Origin of the sequence: Spirosoma rhododendri (assembly GCF_012849055.1) — a bacterium.
GTDB classification, from domain to species: domain Bacteria; phylum Bacteroidota; class Bacteroidia; order Cytophagales; family Spirosomataceae; genus Spirosoma; species Spirosoma rhododendri.
In genome coordinates, this window is record NZ_CP051677.1 from 1,887,354 (window position 1) to 1,908,541 (window position 21,188).

21 protein-coding genes are annotated in these 21,188 nt (G+C 55.3%); 14 read left to right on the top strand and 7 right to left on the bottom strand.

The features are described from left to right. Nucleotides 1-51: 51 nt before the first annotated feature. From HH216_RS07800 to HH216_RS07820, 5 genes are all read left to right on the top strand, one after another. Nucleotides 52-1,059: a fatty acid desaturase gene (locus tag HH216_RS07800; RefSeq protein WP_169550310.1), complete on the top strand. Its 1,008-nt coding sequence runs from the start codon at nt 52-54 to the stop codon at nt 1,057-1,059. 120 nt (nt 1,060-1,179) lie between these two features. Next, a complete protein-coding gene (locus HH216_RS07805) occupies nt 1,180-2,460 on the top strand; it encodes a hypothetical protein (protein ID WP_169550312.1) in 1,281 nt (426 codons plus the stop codon). A 119-nt stretch (nt 2,461-2,579) separates the two neighbouring features. Continuing rightward, nucleotides 2,580-3,872: a serine hydroxymethyltransferase gene (locus tag HH216_RS07810; RefSeq protein ID WP_169550313.1), complete on the top strand. Its 1,293-nt coding sequence runs from the start codon at nt 2,580-2,582 to the stop codon at nt 3,870-3,872. Between the two features lie 94 nt (nt 3,873-3,966). After that, nucleotides 3,967-4,821 (top strand): twin-arginine translocase subunit TatC, encoded by an 855-nt coding sequence (tatC, locus tag HH216_RS07815; RefSeq protein ID WP_169550314.1) that lies wholly within the window; start codon nt 3,967-3,969, stop codon nt 4,819-4,821. A 70-nt stretch (nt 4,822-4,891) separates the two neighbouring features. Beyond that, nucleotides 4,892-5,110: a hypothetical protein gene (locus HH216_RS07820; RefSeq protein ID WP_169550315.1), complete on the top strand. Its 219-nt coding sequence runs from the start codon at nt 4,892-4,894 to the stop codon at nt 5,108-5,110. 13 nt (nt 5,111-5,123) lie between these two features. Here HH216_RS07820 and HH216_RS07825 read toward each other — a convergent pair whose 3' ends face one another. The 7 genes from HH216_RS07825 to HH216_RS07855 are packed head-to-tail and all read right to left on the bottom strand — an operon-like array spanning nt 5,124 to nt 11,738. Next, on the bottom strand, nt 5,124-5,624 hold the full coding sequence (locus tag HH216_RS07825; protein WP_169550316.1) for a GNAT family N-acetyltransferase: 501 nt from the start codon (nt 5,622-5,624) through the stop codon (nt 5,124-5,126). A gap of 26 nt (nt 5,625-5,650) precedes the next feature. Beyond that, nucleotides 5,651-7,003, bottom strand: coding sequence for a DUF58 domain-containing protein (locus HH216_RS07830; RefSeq protein ID WP_169550317.1), 1,353 nt, complete (start codon nt 7,001-7,003; stop codon nt 5,651-5,653). After that, nucleotides 7,000-7,974, bottom strand: coding sequence for an AAA family ATPase (locus HH216_RS07835; RefSeq protein ID WP_169550318.1), 975 nt, complete (start codon nt 7,972-7,974; stop codon nt 7,000-7,002). Before HH216_RS07835 ends, HH216_RS07830 begins: the two co-directional genes overlap by 4 nt. A gap of 14 nt (nt 7,975-7,988) precedes the next feature. Beyond that, a complete protein-coding gene (locus HH216_RS07840; protein WP_169550319.1) occupies nt 7,989-9,173 on the bottom strand; it encodes a DUF4350 domain-containing protein in 1,185 nt (394 codons plus the stop codon). A gap of 3 nt (nt 9,174-9,176) precedes the next feature. Next, nucleotides 9,177-9,929, bottom strand: coding sequence for a DUF4129 domain-containing protein (locus HH216_RS07845; protein WP_169550320.1), 753 nt, complete (start codon nt 9,927-9,929; stop codon nt 9,177-9,179). Continuing rightward, nucleotides 9,913-10,797, bottom strand: a complete 885-nt coding sequence (locus HH216_RS07850) for a hypothetical protein (RefSeq protein WP_169550321.1) — start codon at nt 10,795-10,797, stop codon at nt 9,913-9,915. The genes HH216_RS07845 and HH216_RS07850 overlap by 17 nt, the downstream gene beginning before the upstream one ends. Continuing rightward, nucleotides 10,794-11,738 carry a stage II sporulation protein M gene (locus tag HH216_RS07855; protein ID WP_169550322.1) on the bottom strand — a complete coding sequence of 315 codons (945 nt, stop codon included), beginning with the start codon at nt 11,736-11,738 and terminating at the stop codon, nt 10,794-10,796. Before HH216_RS07855 ends, HH216_RS07850 begins: the two co-directional genes overlap by 4 nt. 148 nt (nt 11,739-11,886) lie before the next feature. Here HH216_RS07855 and HH216_RS25765 point away from each other — a divergent pair, with 148 nt between their 5' ends. The 9 genes from HH216_RS25765 to HH216_RS07895 all read left to right on the top strand — a co-directional run bounded on the left by HH216_RS25765 (nt 11,887) and on the right by HH216_RS07895 (nt 21,035). Further along, nucleotides 11,887-12,060, top strand: a complete 174-nt coding sequence (locus HH216_RS25765; RefSeq protein WP_254448728.1) for a hypothetical protein — start codon at nt 11,887-11,889, stop codon at nt 12,058-12,060. Next, the gene (locus tag HH216_RS07860) at nt 12,057-12,590 is read left to right on the top strand and encodes an RDD family protein (RefSeq protein ID WP_254448729.1); all 534 of its coding nucleotides are present in this window, start codon (nt 12,057-12,059) and stop codon (nt 12,588-12,590) included. The genes HH216_RS25765 and HH216_RS07860 overlap by 4 nt, the downstream gene beginning before the upstream one ends. A 215-nt stretch (nt 12,591-12,805) precedes the next feature. Then, complete coding sequence (locus HH216_RS07865) at nt 12,806-13,228, top strand: endonuclease domain-containing protein (RefSeq protein WP_169550323.1); 423 nt, start codon at nt 12,806-12,808, stop codon at nt 13,226-13,228. A gap of 178 nt (nt 13,229-13,406) precedes the next feature. Continuing rightward, nucleotides 13,407-14,606 (top strand): M20 metallopeptidase family protein, encoded by a 1,200-nt coding sequence (locus HH216_RS07870; RefSeq protein WP_169550324.1) that lies wholly within the window; start codon nt 13,407-13,409, stop codon nt 14,604-14,606. 665 nt (nt 14,607-15,271) lie between these two features. Continuing rightward, nucleotides 15,272-16,027 (top strand): esterase-like activity of phytase family protein, encoded by a 756-nt coding sequence (locus HH216_RS25770; protein ID WP_254448820.1) that lies wholly within the window; start codon nt 15,272-15,274, stop codon nt 16,025-16,027. Between the two features lie 263 nt (nt 16,028-16,290). Continuing rightward, on the top strand, nt 16,291-16,929 hold the full coding sequence (locus tag HH216_RS07880; protein WP_254448730.1) for a gluconate 2-dehydrogenase subunit 3 family protein: 639 nt from the start codon (nt 16,291-16,293) through the stop codon (nt 16,927-16,929). Between the two features lie 138 nt (nt 16,930-17,067). After that, nucleotides 17,068-18,786 (top strand): GMC oxidoreductase, encoded by a 1,719-nt coding sequence (locus HH216_RS07885; protein ID WP_169550326.1) that lies wholly within the window; start codon nt 17,068-17,070, stop codon nt 18,784-18,786. A gap of 210 nt (nt 18,787-18,996) precedes the next feature. Next, on the top strand, nt 18,997-19,521 hold the full coding sequence (locus HH216_RS07890) for a hypothetical protein (RefSeq protein ID WP_169550327.1): 525 nt from the start codon (nt 18,997-18,999) through the stop codon (nt 19,519-19,521). 59 nt (nt 19,522-19,580) lie between these two features. Further along, on the top strand, nt 19,581-21,035 hold the full coding sequence (locus HH216_RS07895) for an ATP-binding cassette domain-containing protein (RefSeq protein WP_169550328.1): 1,455 nt from the start codon (nt 19,581-19,583) through the stop codon (nt 21,033-21,035). Nucleotides 21,036-21,188: the final 153 nt, after the last annotated feature.

The following is a 21,188-nucleotide window of genomic DNA, read 5'->3' on the forward strand; positions in this document are numbered from 1 at the left end:
ATTTTTACCATTCTTTACTATTGAACTTGTCCTGCTTTCCCGGACTACAACATGACACAGTTTACCAATTTTGTTCAGTCGACGGCTTCCGAACCGCACCGTATTCGTACCCGTCAAATTCTGAAGGCGCATCCAGACATCAAGCGGATGATCGGGCAGAAAAACCCGCGCACGTTCTGGGTAATTCTGGGCTGCGTAACCATGATGACGGGTATCGCCTGGCTGGTGCGCGATCAGTCGTGGTGGATCGTCGTTGCTGCGGCCTGGTTCATTGGTGCTTTCCCGGCCCATACGCTGTTTGTCTGCATCCACGAAGCAGCCCACAACCTGATTTTCCGCAAGCCGACGGCCAACGCCTGGGCCGCGATCTTCGCTAACCTGCCGACGGTATTGCCAACGGCCCTGTCGTTCAAGAATTTTCATATCAAACACCACGCGTTCCAGGGCGTCCATGAGTTAGATGCCGACCTGCCAGACTGGTACGAAGCCAAGCTCATAAACAACTACGCGATTGGTAAAGCCCTCTGGCTGCTGTTCTTCCCAATCTTTCAGGCAATCCGCACGATCCGTTGCCGCGAACTGGCCGTTATCGACAAATGGGTTGCCCTGAACATCGTCGTGCAACTGGCGTTCGACGTGCTGATCGTCGTGCTGTTTGGCTGGAAAGCGCTGGCATTCATGCTGCTTTGCCTGTTCTTCTCGGTAGGGCTGCACCCACTGGGTGCTCGCTGGATTCAGGAGCACTACCTGACGCTCGACCCGAATCAGGAGACGTACAGCTACTACGGTGTGCTGAACACGCCGAACCTGAACGTTGGATTTCACAACGAGCACCACGATTTCCCGTCGATCCCCTGGAACCGGCTACCCGAAATCCGGAAATCGGCTCCCGAGTACTACGATACGCTGAAATACCACACGTCGTACGTCAGGTTGTTTTTCCGCTTCCTGTTCGATCAGGAGATCTCGCTTTATTCGCGCATCGTTCGTAAAGAGCGCGGCAAAGTGACGCTGGCCGATCAGTCGAAGCCGGATATCGAAATGGCACACGCACAATAGGTTAACGACAGTTTAGTCGAAAAAGGAGAGCTGGTAACGGCTCTCCTTTTTTCTTGTTTGCGGGCTGGATAAAGGCGGTAAAAACGGTACATTGGCTGCGTTCTTGCTATCCATATACCAATGAAACTATCCGCGTACTACCGTCAGATCAGTGTCTGTACTATACTAGTCAGCCTGCTGGCGACCTGCACCCGTCGCCAGCCCGATGTGCCGCCCGCCGACGATGGGGTAAGATTACTGGGAGTAACCATCCCCGGCTTCCCCAGTGAAAACATCAGTATCGATCAGGTCAAAAAAGAGATCGTGCTGACGGTACCTGACAGTCCGTCGTCGCTGACGTTTGAAAAAATGTCGTTTCAGACCTCGGCTGGAAGCAGCGTATGGCAGGAAGATCACAAGCGCGTGGATCTATGTATCGGAGGAGCGGAGCTGGTCTACGTGTTGAGCGAGACGAAAAGCAATGCGTATAAATTTGTTGTGAAACAGCCCCGACCACTGGCGATCGGCTTCATCGACAACCAAACGAAAGCAACGATTGGTCAGTCGCTGGCGGTGCGGATCGATAACACGACTGATGGCAAGGGTGGAGGAGTGGTTCTGCTGACGCGCACAGACACAGGGGAGCAGGATAGTTTACGGGTAGGTTGTCAGGTTGATGGTAATCAGTACATACTGGAAACACCCCAGCGCGTCAGGCCAGGGGAGTATATTGTAGCCTTGCAGAAAAAAAGTGGTCGCACCGCGACGGCTCCACAGAAACTAACGTTCCAGAAAGGGACGCCGTCCGTTAACGAATTATGGGGAGCGCTAACCGTGGGGCAGTCGCTGACGCTTGCGGGTAGCAATCTGTTCGCCGACGACGCGCCTGAGGTTTTACTGCGTCGAAGCAGCGGAGAGACGACACGTATAAAACCCACCAGTATTTCGCCCTACGGCTGGTCGCTGACCACTGCTTTGCCCGCTACTATACAGCCAGGATACTACGACATAGCCGTATTGTTTCAGGGCAAGACCATGTCGACGAAGCAACGAATAGTCGTGCTCCGGGACGAACTTCAGCCAGCTGTAGGCCGTATTAACAACGAACTGACAACTGCGTCGGAAACCAAGCCGATTGTACTGGTGCGCGGGCAACATAATTTTGCGACAATCTGGCCGCAGCTGTATAGTTGGGGTGAGTCTCGGGTCAAGCTGGACATAAAGCTGACATCAATTGATAATTCAGGCCAGTCGACCCGATTTTTGTTCAGCAACCAGTCGTACAATGGTGATTATCCGCCTGCGCTTAACGTCCCGGCAACCGTACAGTCGGGGCGGTACATACTCAGCGTTGTCGCTACCTATACCGACGGTACCGTCAGCGAAAGCGAACCGCTGGAACGGATCGTAGAGGTGCGGTAGTGCCAGAAAATCTTCGGCGTGCAACCGTTTTCTGGCGTACCTTTGCTATAAATAACTGGTTGCCTGTCAGCCATGCCGGTAGGTAGCCAGTCTGTTCACGAATTGAATAAACCAAGCGAATGACGACCGCAACGACAACCACCCGCGATACGCAGATTTTTGACCTGATAAGCCAGGAAAAACACCGGCAGGAGTCGGGTATCGAACTGATTGCTTCTGAGAACTTTGTATCGCCACAGGTGATGGAAGCCGCCGGTAGTGTGCTGACCAACAAATACGCTGAAGGACTACCGGGCAAACGCTACTACGGCGGTTGCGAAGTGGTCGATCAGGTCGAGCAGATTGCTATTGACCGGGCGAAAGAACTGTTCGGTGCCGGTTGGGTAAACGTACAGCCGCATTCGGGCGCACAGGCCAACACGGCCGTGTTCCTGGCCTGTCTGCAACCCGGTGACACGATTCTCGGCTTCGACCTGTCGCACGGCGGTCACCTGACGCACGGTTCGCCCGTAAATATTTCGGGTAAATACTTCCGGCCAACCTTCTACGGTGTAGAGCGTGAAACGGGCGTTATCAACTACGACGTGGTTGAAGAAACCGCTAAGCGTGAGCGGCCCAAGATGCTGATTTGTGGTGCGTCGGCTTACAGCCGCGACTGGGATTACGCCCGGCTGCGCGCCATCGCCGACGAGGTTGGTGCTATCATGCTGGCCGACGTGTCGCACCCGGCGGGTTTGATTGCGAAAGGACTGCTGAACGATCCACTGGCGCACGCCCACATTGTGACGACAACAACGCACAAGACGTTGCGCGGCACACGGGGTGGTATGATTATGATGCGCGACGATTTCGAGAATCCGTTCGGTATCAAAACGATGAAGGGCGAAACCCGCCTGATGTCGTCGCTGCTCGATTCGGGCGTTTTCCCCGGCACGCAGGGTGGTCCGCTGGAGCACATCATCGCAGCTAAAGCCGTTGCCTTCGGTGAAGCCCTGACCGACGATTTCCACGATTACGCGGTTCGGGTGAAAGCCAACGCGCAGGCAATGGCCGCTGCCTTCCTGAGCCGTGGTTATCAGATCATTTCGGGCGGTACAGACAACCACCTGATGCTGATCGACCTGCGCTCGAAAGGGTTGACGGGTAAACTGGCCGAAAACACGCTTATTAAAGCAGACATCACCATCAACAAAAACATGGTGCCGTTTGACGATAAGTCGCCGATGGTCACGTCGGGGATGCGCGTGGGTACGGCTGCGATGACGACACGTGGTTTGAATGAATCGGACATGGAGCAGATCGTCGTATATATCGACCGGGTGCTGATGAACCACGACGACGCGGCTACGCTGGCCACCGTAAAAGAAGAAATCAACGAGTGGATGAAAGCATTTCCGCTCTTTAAAAGTTAAAGAGCGAAAGAGTGAATGAGTGAAAGAGCGAAATAAAGCCGCGAATCATTCAATCGCTCTTTCACTCATTCACTCTTTCGCTCATTGTTATACAATGCCACTTGACCAATTGACAGACCCGGAAGTTGACTCGGAAGGCAAGGAAATGTCGTTCCTTGACCATCTGGAAGAGCTTCGCTGGCACATTATCCGGGCGGCAGGAGCCATTCTGGTGTTTACCATCATCGCGTTTATTTTCATCGAGGAAATATTCGACAATGTGCTGCTGGGTCCGGCGAAAACCAGTTTCTGGACGTACCAGCAGATGTGTAAACTGGCTGCTTACACGGGGTACGCAGATTTGTGCGTCAAATCGCTGGATTTCAAATTGCAGGCGCTGGGATTCGCCGATCAGTTCACGATGTCGATGACGTCGTCGTTCTTCATCGGTTTGTGTTTTGCCTTTCCGTATGCCTTCTGGGAGGTTTGGCGGTTCATCAAACCCGGTCTGCGGCAGTCGGAGAAAAAGGCCGCTCGCGGGGGTGTGTTCTACGTCTCTATCCTGTTCGCGCTTGGGCTGTTGTTCGGGTATTTCATCGTGACGCCACTGGCCGTCAACTTCCTGATTAACTACCGGCTGTCGCCCCAGATTCAGAACAACATCGACATCACGTCGTACATTTCAACGATTGTAACGCTGTCGCTGGGTTGTGCGCTGATTTTTCAGATGCCGATTATCGCGTTTGTGCTGTCGAAAGTGGGGGTGGTGACGCCGAAGTTCATGCGCGAATACCGCAAGCATGCCTGGATCGTCATTCTGATCATTGCTGGTGTCATCACGCCGTCGCCCGATTTGTATAGCCAGATTCTGGTAGCGCTGCCGCTGGCGTTGCTCTACGAGATCAGTATCGTTGTGTCGGGGCGGGTCGAGAAGGCCCGGCTTCAGGAACTGCGCGATCTGGCTCAGTAAATTAAATTGACAATCATAAGCGCCGACTGCCAGCAGAAACTGGTAGTCGGCGTTCTCTTGTTTACGACGTATGACTTACGATTTTAAGCGATACCATGTTCGCTCGATCAACGCGGCTACCGATGCCGAACGGGCGGCAATCAATCAGGAGTTGAAAGACTTGTACGAAAGCCTGTCGGCTGATGAGAAAGAGTCATTCAACAAACAGCTACAAACGTTTCTGGCGAAAGAGATGGGACGGCTCAAAGACAACTATGACTCGGTGAAAGGGAATCTGAGCGATAACTGATAGGGTAGAAAAGTTACAGCCGTTTCATCATGATGTAATCTTCCATGAGGAAGCCGTTGCCAATGTCGATATCTTCCTCTCCGACGACCTCAAAGCCCATTTTTTCGTAAAACGACACCGCTTTGTTCTGGCGGTTGACGTTGAGTTGCAACGCAACATCCTCTGCTTTTTCGGCCTGCTTCGCCACATAGTCGATCATCATCCGGCCGATGCCCTGTCCCTGTGAAGCGGGCAGCAGGTATATTTTATGAACCTTCGTAACGGGCTTTTCATTGACCGTCAGTTCGTAAGAAATGTACCCGAGTGGCTCGCCCGCGTCGCTTTCGGCCAGTAGAAATACATGCCCTTTCTGGTCGATTTGCTCGGTGATAGCGTCCGGGCTGTACATCCAATTGAGCATGTACTGGATCTGCTCGGTAGTCAGAATTTCACCAAAGGTAATGGGCCATGTTTGGTGAGCCAGTTGTTCGATAAGTGGGTATTGGTTGGGCGTAACCGGAGTAAGGCGGGGCATTGGCGTAGTGTTTTGGGCGATAAACGTCAGATCAGACCACGCGCTTTCAGATCGAGATAGCGGTTGATCGTATTGGCTGTCAGGTTTTGCGGAGCGGTCAGAATGGTTTGGATACCGTACTGCTGCAACTCGCGAACGATCTGCTTCTTCTCAAAAGCAAATTTCTCGGCAATGGTTTTCTGGTACACCTGTTCCGTGTCCTGCGCCGGTTGGTCGATAAGGGCGCGAAGGGCGGTATTGTCAAAGAAGATAACCAGCAGCAGATGGTCTTTCGCCAGCCGACGCAGGTAAGGCAACTGCCGCCGTAGCCCGTTGACGGTATCGAAATTGGTAAACAGCAGGAGCAGACTTCGCTGCCGGATGTGCGTTCGGACGCTGGTATACAGGAGTTCGTAGTCTGATTCCTGAAAGCGCGTTTTCTGCCGGTATAGCGCGTCGAGAATACGCCCGATCTGACCGGCCCGGCGGTCGGCAGGAACGACCTGCCCGAGCTGGTTGGAAAAGGTCATAATACCCGCCCGGTCCTGCTTGTACAGGGCCACATTGCACAGGACAAGACTGGCATTGATGGCGTAGTCGAGCAGAGTAAGCCCGTCGAAGGGCGACTGCATCGGGCGGCCTTTGTCGATCAGGCAGTACACCGGCTGCGAGCGTTCGTCCTGAAACGCGTTGACGACCAATGACGCATTCTGCCCGTCGGTGCGCCGGGCGGTGGCCCGCCAGTTGATCGTGCGAATATCATCGCCGGTGGCGTAGGGGCGAAGCTGTTCAAACTCCATACTGTGCCCCACCCGCCGAATTCGTTTAATGCCTACTTGGGTAAGACGGTTTGTGGCGGCCAATAGTTCGTACTGCCGCATCTGCAAAAACGACGGATACACGGCCACCTGCTTCCCCGTTTCAAACTGATACCGGCGCTTGAGCAGCCCCAGTGGCGTCAGGACGAAGACGTTGACCGCGCCGAAGCTGTATTCACCGCGTTTGGTCGGCCGAAGTTCGTACCGGATCGTTTTGGTTTCGTTGGGATTCAGTCGGTCGCGGAAGAGCAGGTCGCGTCGCTGAAACTGAAACGGTATCTCGTCGATGACGTCAACGTCGGTGCGGAAGGGGTAATGATTTTCCAGATAGATTGTCAGCGGGTTTTCGTCGCCGTTGCTGAGCCGATCGGGTACGTCGCGCCGGGCAAAAAAAGCGGTTCGGTTGCCCAGTGTCGGGCGGAAAAGCAGCCAGCCGTCGATGCCAATGAGCACTAGAAAAACCCCCAGGGCGATCTGCACCAGCGGCAGCAACACCGGGAGTGCCCAGGCCGCCACAAACGCCATAACGAAAGCAATCAGTAACAGCCACAGCCGCAGCGCAACGAACAGAGAACGAATCATCGGGGCACGTCGATTTTTTGAACCAGCTGCGCGATGACGTCGTCGGCGGTACTGCCTTCCATTTCGCGTTCGGGCGTCAGCAGCACGCGGTGGCGAAGAACGGGCGCGGCCAGTTCCTGCACATCTTCGGGGGTGATAAAGTCGCGGCCCCGGATAGTAGCGAGGGCTTTGGCGCTGTTGAGTATAGCCACCGACGCCCGGGGCGACGCCCCCAGGTATAGCGCTTTACTGCTGCGCGTAGCCTGTACGATGCTGGCAATGTAGCCGAACAGGTTTTCTTCAACGTGCACCTGATGTACCTGTGTTCGCAAGGTTGCCAACTGATCAGCGGTTAGTACGGGCTGCACGGCGTCGAGAGCATCGGTCAGGTTACGACGTTGATGGTGGCCTTGTAGAATCGCTATTTCGTCGGCTGTTTCGGGATAGCCAACAACGATTTTGAATAGAAAGCGGTCGAGCTGGGCTTCGGGCAGGCGGTAGGTGCCTTCCTGCTCGATCGGATTCTGCGTCGCCAGTACCATAAACGGTTCGTCGAGCCGGTAGGTCGTTCCGTCGTTGGTGATCTGTCGTTCTTCCATGACCTCAAACAACGCGGCCTGCGTTTTGGCCGGGGCGCGGTTGATCTCATCAATCAGCACGATGCTGGCAAAAATTGGCCCCTGCCGAAACGAAAAATCGCCGGTTTTGGGTACGAAAATGTTGGTGCCCAGCACGTCGGCAGGCATCAGGTCGGGCGTAAACTGAATCCGGCTGAAAGGTACCGACAGGGTCTTCGCCAGAAGTTTCGCCATCAGTGTCTTTGCTACGCCCGGTACCCCTTCGATCAGCACATGGCCGTCGGCGAGCAGGGCCGTCAGTAGCAGGTCAATGGTAGGTTGCTGCCCAACAATGACCCGGCCCACTTCGGTGCGAATCGACTCAATGGCGGTGTGGATGGGGGTGAGGTCTGTGCGGGGCTCGAAGGATTCCATGTGGAAGTACTTGATTAAAGTGATGCGTAGAACTGTTCCATAGCCCGGTTCAGGCGGAGCAGATCGAATTCGGAAAGCGAAACGCTGCGCCGGGCGTCGCGCAGCAGGCGGGTGAGGTCAGCGGCTTCGTCGGCTGACAAACCGCTTTTCTGACTCAGCCGGGTGGTAAATTCGGTATCGAGGGTCGTTGTGTTTAGGCCATACCGCTCGCGCAGATCGGCCAGAAAATACTGCACTCGCTGCCGGGCCAGATTATCGTGGTTGCCTTGCTGAAAATAAAGCTGCCCGATCGTTTCGACAAATTCGAGCGATGTGTTGCGGGGTGGTTCAACTACGGGGATAACGCGCTGTGTACGCTTCCCGGCAAACAGTACGTAAAAAAGCACCCCAAACACCACGAGGTAGTAAGCCCAGTTGAGCGCCGGTTGCGACCAGACGTACCGGAAGATCGACTGCTCTTCTTTCCCAAACCGCCCCTGCTTCTGGTATTCGTCCCAATAAGTCGGCGCCGTGGGCAGATACGACAGCGCGTTGAATGCGTAGTCGGACGATTTTGGGTCCAGCACGTAATAATTGGTAAACGCCAGCGGTAGGTTATGGATCAGAAACTGCCCCCGGCCGTAGCGAACCCGGATAAAGGTCGGCTCCCGGCGGGCGTTACGAGCCAGCACGGTAACCGTTGCGGATTTGAGGATGCGGATAAAGTTACGGCCGTCGTCGTGCCGGAATGTGTAGCCTACAGACGGACTCAACCTCGGGTTGACAAGGTATTGGCGAAGGGTCGTATCGGCTCGCTGCGGTTTTTGTTCGTCGGCTTTGAAGCCGAGCTGCCGGCTCAGCGAATCAGGAAATTGATAAGCCGATACCAGCACCGTGTTGCCCCGCTCGACGTAGCGGAGCAGTTCGCGCTGGTCGTTCCGGTCGATTTTGAAGTCGTGGGCAATCAGAACGTAATTGCTGCGCGTGGGGAGCTTCGTTTCGGTCAGGAAATTATACACCGGTGTGCGTACGGTTGGTACGGCTGGCTGGCTCAGCAGGTCCGGCAGCAGTTCGTACAGGGCCTGCGTACCAAACGGAATCTTGTTGTCGTTTCGGTAGGTCGGCGTCCAGTCGAGGGGTTTGGGGCGATAGTAGTCAAACAGCACGTAGCCCACGACCGTCAACACCAGTAGCAGTGTGTATTTGTTGGGTTTACGCACGAATCAGGATAAAGATTGGTGAATGTTGAGCAATTGGAAGGCGCGAAAGTCGGCTTGTAACCGGGCAAACTGATCGCTGTCGATGGCCGCGTTGCCATACCAGACGTAATCGAACTGCTGGGTAAGCCGCTCGAAGCCGCGCTGATGCGGTGTGCCCGCCAGTTCATACACATACTGGCGGTTGGTTTTCTCGCGCTGGTACCGGATCAACTGCGCGTCGGTCAGTCGTTTCAGCGTTTGCAGATATAGCAGCCGCACCGCCAGCCGGTATTGCTTACCGTCGATCGCCTGACTGATCGCCGTGCCGAAGTCGATACCCTGAATATCCTCCGGGCTGCTTTCGTAGTCGAGCTGGCTGGATTGCGACTGGCGCGGAAACAGAAAATCCAGGTAATTAGCCTTGCGCAACAGGTAGAACACTACCCCGATCAGAACGGCAAGCAGCACGTACTGCCCGTAATCGTCGTACGCCTTGCTGTTAAATAGCCGCATAAACTGTCGCCAGTAATAGTACAGAAAGCGGCCTAGTGAGTCATCCGGCGGGGGTGGTTCATTGTCGTACTGATAAGCCTGACTGCGCTGAAGGTCGCGGAGCTGCGCAGCCGCTGGTCGGCGCACTACCACCGCGCCCCGGTCGTCGGGTGCCTTGCCCGGCTGGGCGCACACTGAGCCCACGCCAATAATCAGGAGCAGACAGCACAGGTAAGCCACGAGCCGGTTTGCGCTCCGCACGCGACGATCAGAAATCACCCTCATCCGTAGTGCGGGGTTTGGTCGGGGTCGTGCCGATGCTGTTGATGGCCGAATGCAGACTGACATTTTCGTGCTGCTCAACCAGATTACCGTACTGAAAGGCGATGGCCAGGTATATGATCGAATAAAGTATCGACCGGCCAATCAGTCCGATTATGTTGGCAATGATGAGCCAGATCGGTAATCCGTCGCCCGGTAGCAGTTTCCCGGCCGACAGGAAGCCAACCAGCCCACCGGGCAGGGCAAACACCAGACTCAGGATACCGACGATAATTACGATAACGAGCAGATAGCCGAAGGTAGCCCACCAGTTGTCGCGAATCAGGTTGAGGCAACGTGCCCAGGCCTCGCCGAATCCGGCTTTCTCGAAGTACGTAATGGCGAAGCCTATCGACAGCACTATGCCAATGTAAATGCCCGGCAGCAGCAGGCAGAAGAAGCCAATCGACGTGATGATCGATATCAGTATCGTGTAGACAACCATCCGGCCAATCTGCGACTGCATATCATCCCAGATATCGGCCACCGTCGCTGTCTGTCCGGTTTCTGTCCGGTGCAGGTGAGCGTAGGTAGTCAGAATGACGGCTACGTTGGTCAGAACGCCGAACAGCAGCGACAGCCAGTAGGAGGGCGAAAGCAGGCGGGTCATGAAAAGAAGACCGGCGTATGGGTTTCCGGCATCGGTCTGCGCGTCGGAAGCCGCCCGCAGCACATTGTTTAGCGTGAACGACGACGCGACGGCCGTAACGACAGCTACGGGGCCGACAATGTACAGCAGCGACAGCAGCAGGCTCCGGTAGTGTTGCCGGATGTACTGAAAAACGGCGTTGATTTTCTCGCCGAAATCACGTTGTACGTACAGGTTGTTCATGGTTGTAAACGACGGTTGAGGATGATGGGATACAGAACGAAATACCAGCCGATAAAAGCCGCCGACAGGCCGATAATACCGATACTAACGACGGGTGGCAGTGTCAGCCGCGTTACGAAACTTTCCAGAAAGCCAGCCATAATAAATATAGGAACGAGCCCCACCGCAATTTTCAGCCCCTGCTTCATACCCCGCCGGAAGGAAGTCAGGCGATCGTAGGTGCCGGGGAAAAGCAGGCTGTTACCAACCGTCAGGCCAGCACTGCCCGCGATGATGATGGCCGATATTTCGAGGGTGCCGTGAATCCAGATTTTTAGAATAGAGTCGATCAGTAGCCCCCGCTCGTGAAAAAACTCCTGAAACGCGCCGAGCATCACGCCGTTGTAAAACAGCATCGCCACCGTGCCGAACGAGGCCAACAGGCCGAAAATAAACGTGCGGAACGCGACCATAATGTTATTCAGCGTGATCTGGAAAAACATGGTGCCCTGATCGCTTTCCCCGTATACGCCCAGCGGATTGCCTTTTTTGATGTTTTCCAGCGTCATGTTCACGTAACCGTCGCCCAGAATCAGCCGGACAAACGTGTCGTCGTGCGCGGCCGATACCCAGCCCAGCACCCCGGCCAGCAGGAAGATAGCAGTCGCAACGGCCAGCAGCGGATGGGTTTGCCGAAACAGCAGCGGTAGCTCGTACTGCCAGAACTGCACGAAGCGGTTCAGGTCGCTGCGTTTAGTTTGCATCAGCCCCCGGTGTTGCCGACCGGCCAGTTCGTTGAGGTATTGGGTGATGCGGGCGTTGGGGTAAAACGTGCGGGCGTAGGCCAGATCGTCGGTCAACTCGATGAACCGTTCGGTTAGCCGGTCGGGGTCGGTTGTTGGCTCCTGCTCAATAGCCTGCCATTTCTCGGTATTCTGTTTGATAAACCGGGCTTCGCGCATGAGCGGTGGGTACTGTTGATCGGAAGAGTGTGTCGGAAAAATTGCGCGTTTTTGTGCAGTTAAGCAAGTTGAGCCACCTATTTTTGTTTCAGCCCCACCACCGCCTTCGGTACGCATTGGTTGCGTAGCCCCTTAGCGTTCATTGTCTATGTCTGTCCTTGTCCATACATCCCAGCATGTCACGCTCGAATACCAGCCCGCCAGCGTCGGCGACCGGATGCTGGCTACCCTCGTCGACTACGGCGTATTTTTAGGCTGGGCCATGATCGTGGGTCTGCTCAGTACAGGGATGGGGGAGCTTCATACGCATCGTCGCTGTTGATAGGGCTGTTTTTTCTGGGGCCGATCGTGTTTTACGACCTGCTCAGCGAATACCTGCTCAACGGACAAAGCGTCGGAAAAATCGCCATGAATATCCGGGTCGTCATGCTCGACGGGTCGCAACCGAACTTTGGTGCTTACCTGCTACGGTGGGTACTGCGAATCGTTGAATCCGGCGCGATGCTGTTTGGTATCGTGCCCATAATTGCGGTTGCGATCAACGGTAAGGGCCAGCGGTTGGGCGACATTGCCGCCGGAACGACCGTTGTCAAGCTCAAACCTGCTGTCTCGCTCGATGACGTGCTGATGCAGCCAACGCCCGAAAACTATCAGGTCATGTTTCCCGACGTGCGGCTGCTAACCGACCACGATATCAGCGTGGTGCGCGACGTGCTGCGCCGGGGCGATACGTGGGCTGTCAGTCAGGCCGCCGACCGGATCAAAGAAGTGACCGATATCTCGACAACACTCGGCAGCCGTGCATTCCTGCATCAGATTGTTGCCGATTACCAGTTTATAACTAGTCAATAGAAGAGCTTTATCGTTGTTTAGTCTATAAGCCGTCGGCATTACCCCCCAGCCCCCTGAAGGGGGAGCATTCCGCAAATGAACCGCTCCCCCTTCAGGGGGCTGGGGGGTAAACAGGCCGAAGGGAATTTGGCTATTACTAGGGCTAATTTAGGGATCCAACAGCCCTGCTATTCAGGAGGATGGGGGTGTAGTTGGTATGATAAATCCATAAGCATATGGCTACGGATATGTTTTACGGTGCTTCGCCTGCTTTGTTTGCAAAGGCAAAGCAGTTGCGATTAAATCAAACAACCGCCGAAAAGATGCTGTGGAACCATCTGAAAGGGAGTAAACTGGGGGGATTTCGTTTCAAAGCGCAGCATCCCATCCAGTGGTTCATCGCCGATTTCTATTGTCACGAAGCAAAACTGGTTGTCGAACTTGATGGGTCTGTCCACGACAATGCTGATCAACAGGTTTACGACGATAATAGGAGTTACTGCATTGGTGAGTTAAACATCACGGTTATTCGGTTTAGCAATGAAGAGGTGTTCACCAACATAAAAGCTGTGTTAACAAGAATAAGGCAATATTTGCCTCCATCTGAAAGCCAAACGATTGTCCCTGTTGCCCCCAAATTAATGAAAGAAGGCTACTAGAGGCTGTCGTCTTACCCCCCAGCCCCGAAGCGTCGGCCCGGCCTGAAGGAGAAGCGGCTCATTTGCGGAATGCTCCCCCTTCAGGGGGCTGGGGGGTAAGACGACAGCCTCTGATAGCCCTGCCCAGGAGGGGGGAGCCTGTCCTGACAGGCTAATACAGAAGTAAAACCAAATCATTATGCTTGACTCCATAAAATCGCTGGCCCGGCAATACGCGGGCGATATCGTTGCTACCCGTCGTCACCTGCACGCGCACCCCGAACTCTCATTCCATGAGCACAATACGGCCCGTTACGTAGCCGATCAGCTGAAAGCCATCGGTATCACGCCCCAGGAAGGGGTCGCTGACACGGGTTTGGTAGCGCTGATTGAAGGTACAAAAAGCGGGAGTAGCAGTACGTCGCGCGTTGTGGGCCTGCGTGCCGACATGGATGCGCTGCCCATCCACGAAGCCAACGACGTATCCTACAAATCGACCGTCGAGGGCGTGATGCACGCTTGTGGTCACGACGCTCATACGGCCAGTCTGCTCGGTGTTGCGCGGATTCTGCACGTAATGCGCGATCAGTTCGATGGCACGGTGAAGCTGGTGTTTCAGCCCGGCGAAGAGAAGGCACCCGGCGGGGCGTCGCTCATGATTAAAGAAGGGGTACTGGAAAACCCGGCTCCGGTCAGTATGATCGGTCAGCACGTTGCCCCGAACGTTCCGGTGGGGAAAATCGGCTTCCGCGAGGGGATGTACATGGCCAGCACCGATGAGCTGTACCTGACCGTGCGGGGCAAAGGTGGCCACGCAGCCATGCCCGATAACCTTATCGACCCGGTGCTGATCGCGTCGCACATCATCGTGGCCCTGCAACAGGTTATCAGCCGTAACCGGCCACCGGCGAGTCCATCGGTGCTGTCATTCGGGCGGTTTATTGCCGACGGCGTAACGAATGTGATTCCCAACGAGGTGACCATACAGGGAACGTTCCGCTGCATGAACGAAGAATGGCGGGCTGAGGGCCAGAAACGCATGGTGAAACTAGCCGAAGGCATCGCCGAAGCGATGGGCGGCAGCTGCGAGTTCACGATCGTCCACGGCTATCCATTCCTGAAGAATCACCCCGAGTTGACCCGACGCGTACGGGCGCAGGCGACCGAATACATGGGAGCTGAAAACATCGTCGACCTCGATCTCTGGATGGCTGGTGAAGACTTCGCGTTCTATTCGCAGGTGGTCAATTCGTGTTTTTACCGGCTCGGTACGCGCAACGAAGCGCGGGGTATCGTGTCAGGCGTTCACACGCCTACGTTCGACATCGACGAGTCGGCGCTGGAAATCGGTGCGGGGCTGATGAGCTGGCTGGCCGTGCAGGAACTGGCCGTAAAATAGGGCAAACGGAAATTTAATGGTGGGTTCACAAACGGTCGGGGTAGGGAAATATCGGGGTAATGTTAATTGGCGAGTTTTGAGGATTTATTGATTCTCAAACGCGATATGAAACAAAACTCCGTATTCTATTCAGCCGGTGCCGTTGTGGCGGTAGTCCTGCTGGCTGTAGCCTGTCAGGATCATGCCACGCCGTTGACAATGGTGAGTTATCCCGCCGTTGTCGACGCCGTCAACCCCGGCACTGTTACCCCGGCTGTACTCACTACTGTCAACGGGGTGCCGATAAACAATGGCGGGTTTGGCTCGTCGATCGTCGGTGACCCAACCGACGCCAGCGTGTTCTATATGCTGACCGACCGGGGGCCAAACATCGACGGTACGACCAGCAACTCGAAGGTATTTGCCGTACCGGCTTTTGCGCCACAGATCGGCAAGTTTCGGCTGAAAGGCAGTCAAATGATCCTGGAGAAGCTGATCGAGCTGAAGAACAGCAACGGCAACAAACTAAACGGCCTGCCCAACCCCGTCAGTCAGGGCGGAACGGGCGAAACGGCCTACGACGTGTCGGGCAATATCCTGCCAACCAGTGTCGATGGGCTGGATTCGGAAGGGCTGGCGTTGGCCCCGATGGTACGTTCTGGGTCAGTGATGAATACGGTCCGCACATCGTTCATTTCGACGCCAACGGCCAAACGATCGAGCGCATCAATCCCTTCGGCAGCGGCACGGGCGGACGGCGGATTCCGATGGTGTTTGCCACCCGCCGACCAAACCGGGGCATGGAAGGACTGACCATCACGCCCGATGGCAAGACGCTGATTGGCATCATGCAGTTTCCGCTCTACAACCCGTCGTCGGCTGCCATTTCCGGCTCGCTCGTGACGCGTATCCTGACGTTCGACATCGCGACGGGGGCTACCAAGCAGTTTGTCTACCTGATCGAACGGTCCAATTTGCAGGCTGTCAGCGAGATCGCGGCCGTTACCAACACGACGTTTCTGGTTATCGAGCGCGATGGTGAATACGGTACCGAAGCCAACAAGAATACGCTGTTCAAGCGGGTGTACAAGATCGACCTGACGGGCGCGACCGACATCTCCGATCCGGCCAACGGAACCAACGGCAAGTTATACGGCGGCAAAACGGTTGAAGAGCTGAAAACGGCGGCTGCGCTACAGACCAACGGAATCACTCCCGTTACCAAAACGCTCGTGCTCGATCTGATGACCGATATTTCGCCCGTCTATCCGCACGATAAGGCCGAAGGCATCTATCTGATCAGCCCGACCTTGCTGGCTGTCTCGAACGACGACGACTTTGGCGTTACCGGGACCGGTACGTATGTCAGTAAGAAGCTGCCCGATGGCACGGTCGACCGAAACCGCGTATACTTTGTTACGCTGAAAGCCCCTGTCCGGTAACCAGTCAGTAACAAGGTAATTACGCCCGTTCGTTTTCCTGTGTGGAAACGGACGGGCGTTTTTTTGTGAGCGATCACCAGCTGACCAGTGATTTAGGGCCGGAGAGCAGTTGGAAAATTAGCTATATACCTGACAATGAATATTGATGCTGATCGGCCGTGGGCGTATAAATCCTTCTGCGAATCAGTCAATTCACTCATGGATTGTTATACATTTGTAGTTACGAACGACGTTATAAAATTGGTTTATTTCCTATTAATCCTATGAACAGAAGAGACGCCCTTATGCGGGTGGCCGTGCTGGCCGGAGCCACACTGACTATACCCGCGCTGGCCGACACCCTTGAAGCGTCGGCTGCCCGGCGTGCGCTGACTGGCAAGCCCGTTTTTCTGACGGCCGATCAGGATGCTACGGTAGCCGAACTGGCTGAAACGATCCTGCCTGCTACAAAAACTCCCGGTGCCAAAGCCGCCAAAGTCAACGAGATTATCGACGTTATCCTGAAAGACTGTTACGTACCAGCTGATCAGCAACGGTTTATCGAAGGACTGGCGCAGACCAATAAGCTGAGCCAGGATGCTTACGGCAAAGCCTTCGTGCAGCTGGACCCCGAGCAGCGTATTGAGGTTGTGAAGAAGCTGGAAGCCGACGCCAAACGGCAGCTGGACGATATGAAGGCTGGCCGGACGGCGACAACTGCCGGGGCACAGGCCGATGCGCAGGCTCCTAAAGACGCCAACAAGCGGTACTCGCCTTTCTTTACCATTCTGAAAGACCTGACCCTGACGGGCTATTTCACCTCCGAAATCGGCGCGACGCAGGCGCTCGAATACGTAGCCGTACCCGGTCGTTACGACGGTTGCGTACCACTCAAGCCCGGTCAGAAAGCCTGGGCTATTTAGAGTTGGATAGTTGTAGAGTTATAGGGTTATAAAGTTGGCTGGCGCGTCCAGTCCCGGCGGGGAATCGCAACTTTATAACCCTATAACTCTACGACTTTACAACTGTCGAATCCAATAACTTTTCAACAGTCAAGACAGATGAATCTCAATATAGACGCCCAAAAAGACATGACCTACGACGCCATCGTTGTGGGGTCGGGCATTTCGGGGGGCTGGGCCGCCAAAGAACTTACCCAGAAAGGACTACGCGTACTGATGTTGGAGCGGGGCCGTGATGTAAAGCACATCGAAGGGTACCCAACAGCTACCAATAATCCCTGGGATTTCCCGCACCGGGGCCGTATCACGACGCAGGCAGCCGAAGAATATTGGGCCAGCATGCGGACGGGCTACACCGCCAACGAAGAGTGGCGTCACTTCTTCGAGAACGATGCTCAGAACCCATATATCGAAAAGCGTAAAGTCGACTGGATTCGCGGGTACCACGTGGGTGGTCGTTCGCTGATGTGGGGGCGTCAGAGCTACCGCTGGAACCCGGAAGATTTCATGGCCAACGCAAAGGAAGGCATCGCCGTCGACTGGCCGATCCGCTATGAAACGCTGGCACCGTGGTACAACTACGTTGAAGGCTTCGCTGGTATTTCGGGTGCAAAAGATGGCCTGGACGTACTGCCCGATGGCAACTACCTGCCCCCCATGCAGATGAACTGCGTGGAGAAGGAAGTGAAGGCCCGTCTGGAGAAAAAATTCGCGAAGCGCCACGTCATCATGGGCCGGACGGCTCACCTGACCGCGCCTAAGCAACAACACTACGATCTGGGCCGGGCTGCCTGTCAGTTCCGTAACCAGTGTATGCGCGGTTGCCCGTACGGTGCTTATTTCAGCACGCAGTCGGCCACGCTGCCTGCGGCAATGAAAACAGGCAAGCTGACGCTGCGCCCCGATTCGATTGTGTCGGAAGTACTTTACGATGAGAAAAAAGGCAAGGCAACGGGCGTTCGGGTAATCGATCAGAATACCAAAGAAGTACGGGAGTACTTTGCCCGCATTATTTTCCTCAATGCGTCGGCTTTCGCCAGCACGTCGATTCTGATGAACTCGAAGTCGAGCCGCTTCCCCAACGGGATGGGTAACGATTCCGATCAGCTGGGCCGTAACATCATGGACCACCACCTTGCCGTTGGTGCATCGGGTTCGTGGGATGGTATGGAAGATCAGTACTACTACGGACGTCGGGCCAATGGTATCTACATCCCCCGCTACCGCAACTGGGCCGGCGACAAGCGCGATTACGTTCGTGGCTTCGGCTATCAGGGCGGAGCTGGCCGGGAAGGCTGGAACCGGGGTAATGGCATGGATGGTTTTGGCGCGGCCTTCAAAGACAGCCTGAGCCAGCCCGGAGGCTGGGGTATCAGCATCGGCGGCTTCGGCGAGATGCTACCCGACCCCAGCAACCGCATGACGCTTTCGACCGACCAGAAAGATAAGTGGGGCCTGCCGCTGATCGTATTCGACGCTGCTTACGGCGAAAACGAGAAGAAGATGCGGAAAGACATGATGAACGACGCCGTTGAAATGCTCGAAGCGGCCGGCGTTAAGAACGTTCATGGCTACAATGATGAGTCGAAGCACCCGGGTATCGGTATTCACGAAATGGGAACGGCCCGGATGGGTAAAGATCCCAAGACGTCAGTGCTGAACGCCAACAATCAGATTCATACGGTAAAGAACGTATTCAATACCGACGGAGCCTGTATGACGTCGGCCTCGTGCGTGAACCCATCGCTGACCTACATGGCCCTGACGGCCCGCGCAGCCGATTTCGCTGTGAAGGAAATGAAGAAAGGTAGCCTGTAGTCAGTACAGAGTTGACCGAAAAAGTGATACAAAGCAGCTGGTCGTAAGATCAGCTGCTTTTTTAATGTGCGAAAAAACGCGTCTGAGCCGGGTGAAACCCTTATATGAAGAAACCGGGTTAAGAATCGATTAAATTTTCTAAACATCCATCTATACAGGCTGTTATAAAACCGATTGTCAATTCAGATAGACAACAAAAAAAACTCAACGATGAAAAAGGTAATGATGATGGGTTTCATGCTGGTAGCCGGCCTGACCCTAAGCGCAAAAGCTCAGACGACGAATTCGACGGGTACGACGGGCACAACCACAACGACGAGTCCAGCAATGGGGTCACAGTCGACTCCATCAACGCAGACTGGTACGTACACAAACGGCCAGAACTCGACCACTAACACCGGCACCTACCAGACGCAGCCGCCAACCACGACCGGCACAGGTACAATGAATACGGGTACTATGAACACCGGTACAACTGGAACCACGGTACCAACCACTGGTACTACGGGCACCATGAACGGTGGAACGATGAACAATGGCACATACTCAACTGGTACCGGCACGATGCAGAGCGGTACCACTACGGGCCGGAGCGATTCAATGAATAACACCGATCGGACCGGCAGCGGTACGACCGGCAACAAGAGCCGTCGGACCCGCTCGCGCGACAACTCGTCGACAGGCACGATGAACTCTGGCACAACGACGATGCCCCGTTCGACAACGAACCGGTAGTCGATAAACGATAGTTTTTGGGGAGGGGGAAGTAACTTTGTTGCTTCCCCCTTTTCTGTATGCAGACCCCGGAGCCGTTATTTTCATTGACCAACCTGACCGTAAAACGCGGTGCCGTTGCGGTACTAACCAATCTCTCGTTGGTGATCAACCGGGCCGAGTGCTGGGCGATAGTCGGTCCGGTGGGGAGTGGCAAGACGACGCTGGCTCAGGTATTGGCTGGGCAGCTGGCCACGACGCGGGAACAGATACCGGTTCGCACGCCAGCGACACTGGTTTCGTTTCGTGAGGAGTCGCACCAGTTTTCGTACACACGGCATTTTTATCAGCAGCGGTACCAGGCCACGCTAAGCGATAACCAGGATGGGCAGGCCGCGCTGACGGTACGCCGGTATCTGGAGCCGACGGGCACTGCTCAAACCGACGAAGCGACAGCGCTCATTCAGCGTATGGGTATCGAACCCCTGCTTGATGTCGAATTTCTGAAACTGTCTAACGGGCAGACCCGCAAAGCCCGCATCGCCAAAGCGTTATTGCAGCACCCCGCCATGCTGTTGCTCGACAACCCCTTCGTGGGACTCGATGCTCACTTCCGCAGCGAATTAACTACATGGCTGGGTGAACTTGTGCAGGGTGGCCAGCCGCTGCTGCTGATCGCTGACAGGAATCATATTCCCGAGTTCGTAACGCACGTGCTGGCGCTCGACGCTGGTCAGGTCACGTATGCCGGGCCAGTTGCTGGCTTTGTGCCTTCGCCCGTCACACTACCAAATCGACCATTGCCCATACTACGGACCCCACCACAACCCGCTGATTTCGCCGACGCCTTCCGACTGACGGACGTAACGGTGAAATACGGCGAAAAGCGGCTGCTCGACTCCGTAAGCTGGACGGTGCGGGCCGGTGAACGATGGGCATTGCTTGGTCATAACGGGGCGGGTAAGTCGATCCTGTTGAGTGTACTGTACGGCGACCACCCGCAGGCGTACGCCAATCAGGTTGCAGTATTCGATCACCGACGCGGCAAACCCGGTACAAATATCTGGGACGTTAAACGCCGGATTGGCTTTATCTCGCCCGAGCTGCACCTGTATTTCCCCCGGCAGCTTACCGTCCGGCAGGTTGGGCTGACCGGCCTGACCGATACATTGGTTGTACCGGCGCGCCCATCGGCCGATGCCGTTCACGATCTCGACGCCCTCCTGACTTATTTCGGTATCGACCACCTCGCCGACCGGCCCTTCGGCACGCTGTCGACGGGTGAGCAGCGAATAACACTGCTGATCCGGGCATTGCTGAAGAATGCACCGATGCTTATTCTGGATGAGCCCTTCCAGGCGTTGGATGCCCGGCAGGCCGAACAGGCTCGCCAATTGCTCGATAGTTTGCCCGACAAAACGATCGTGTTTGTCACCCATGATTCGGCCGAACTGCCCACGTCAGTCGATCGCCGAATCGACATACAGGGCGGGCGACTGGCAGAGCCAAAAACTGAGTCGGCACTGAGTAACTAAAAGCGGTTCGTTGGCATAATTTATGAGCCGCCCGGCTGGTATAATCAGGGCGAAGCGCTGCTGGTGCAGGCTGATTCGTTAAGCGTAGCGTAGTAAACTAATCCTGTCAGGCGGTCCCGTAAAAATGCTCAAAAGTGGGAACGTGCCGCTGGC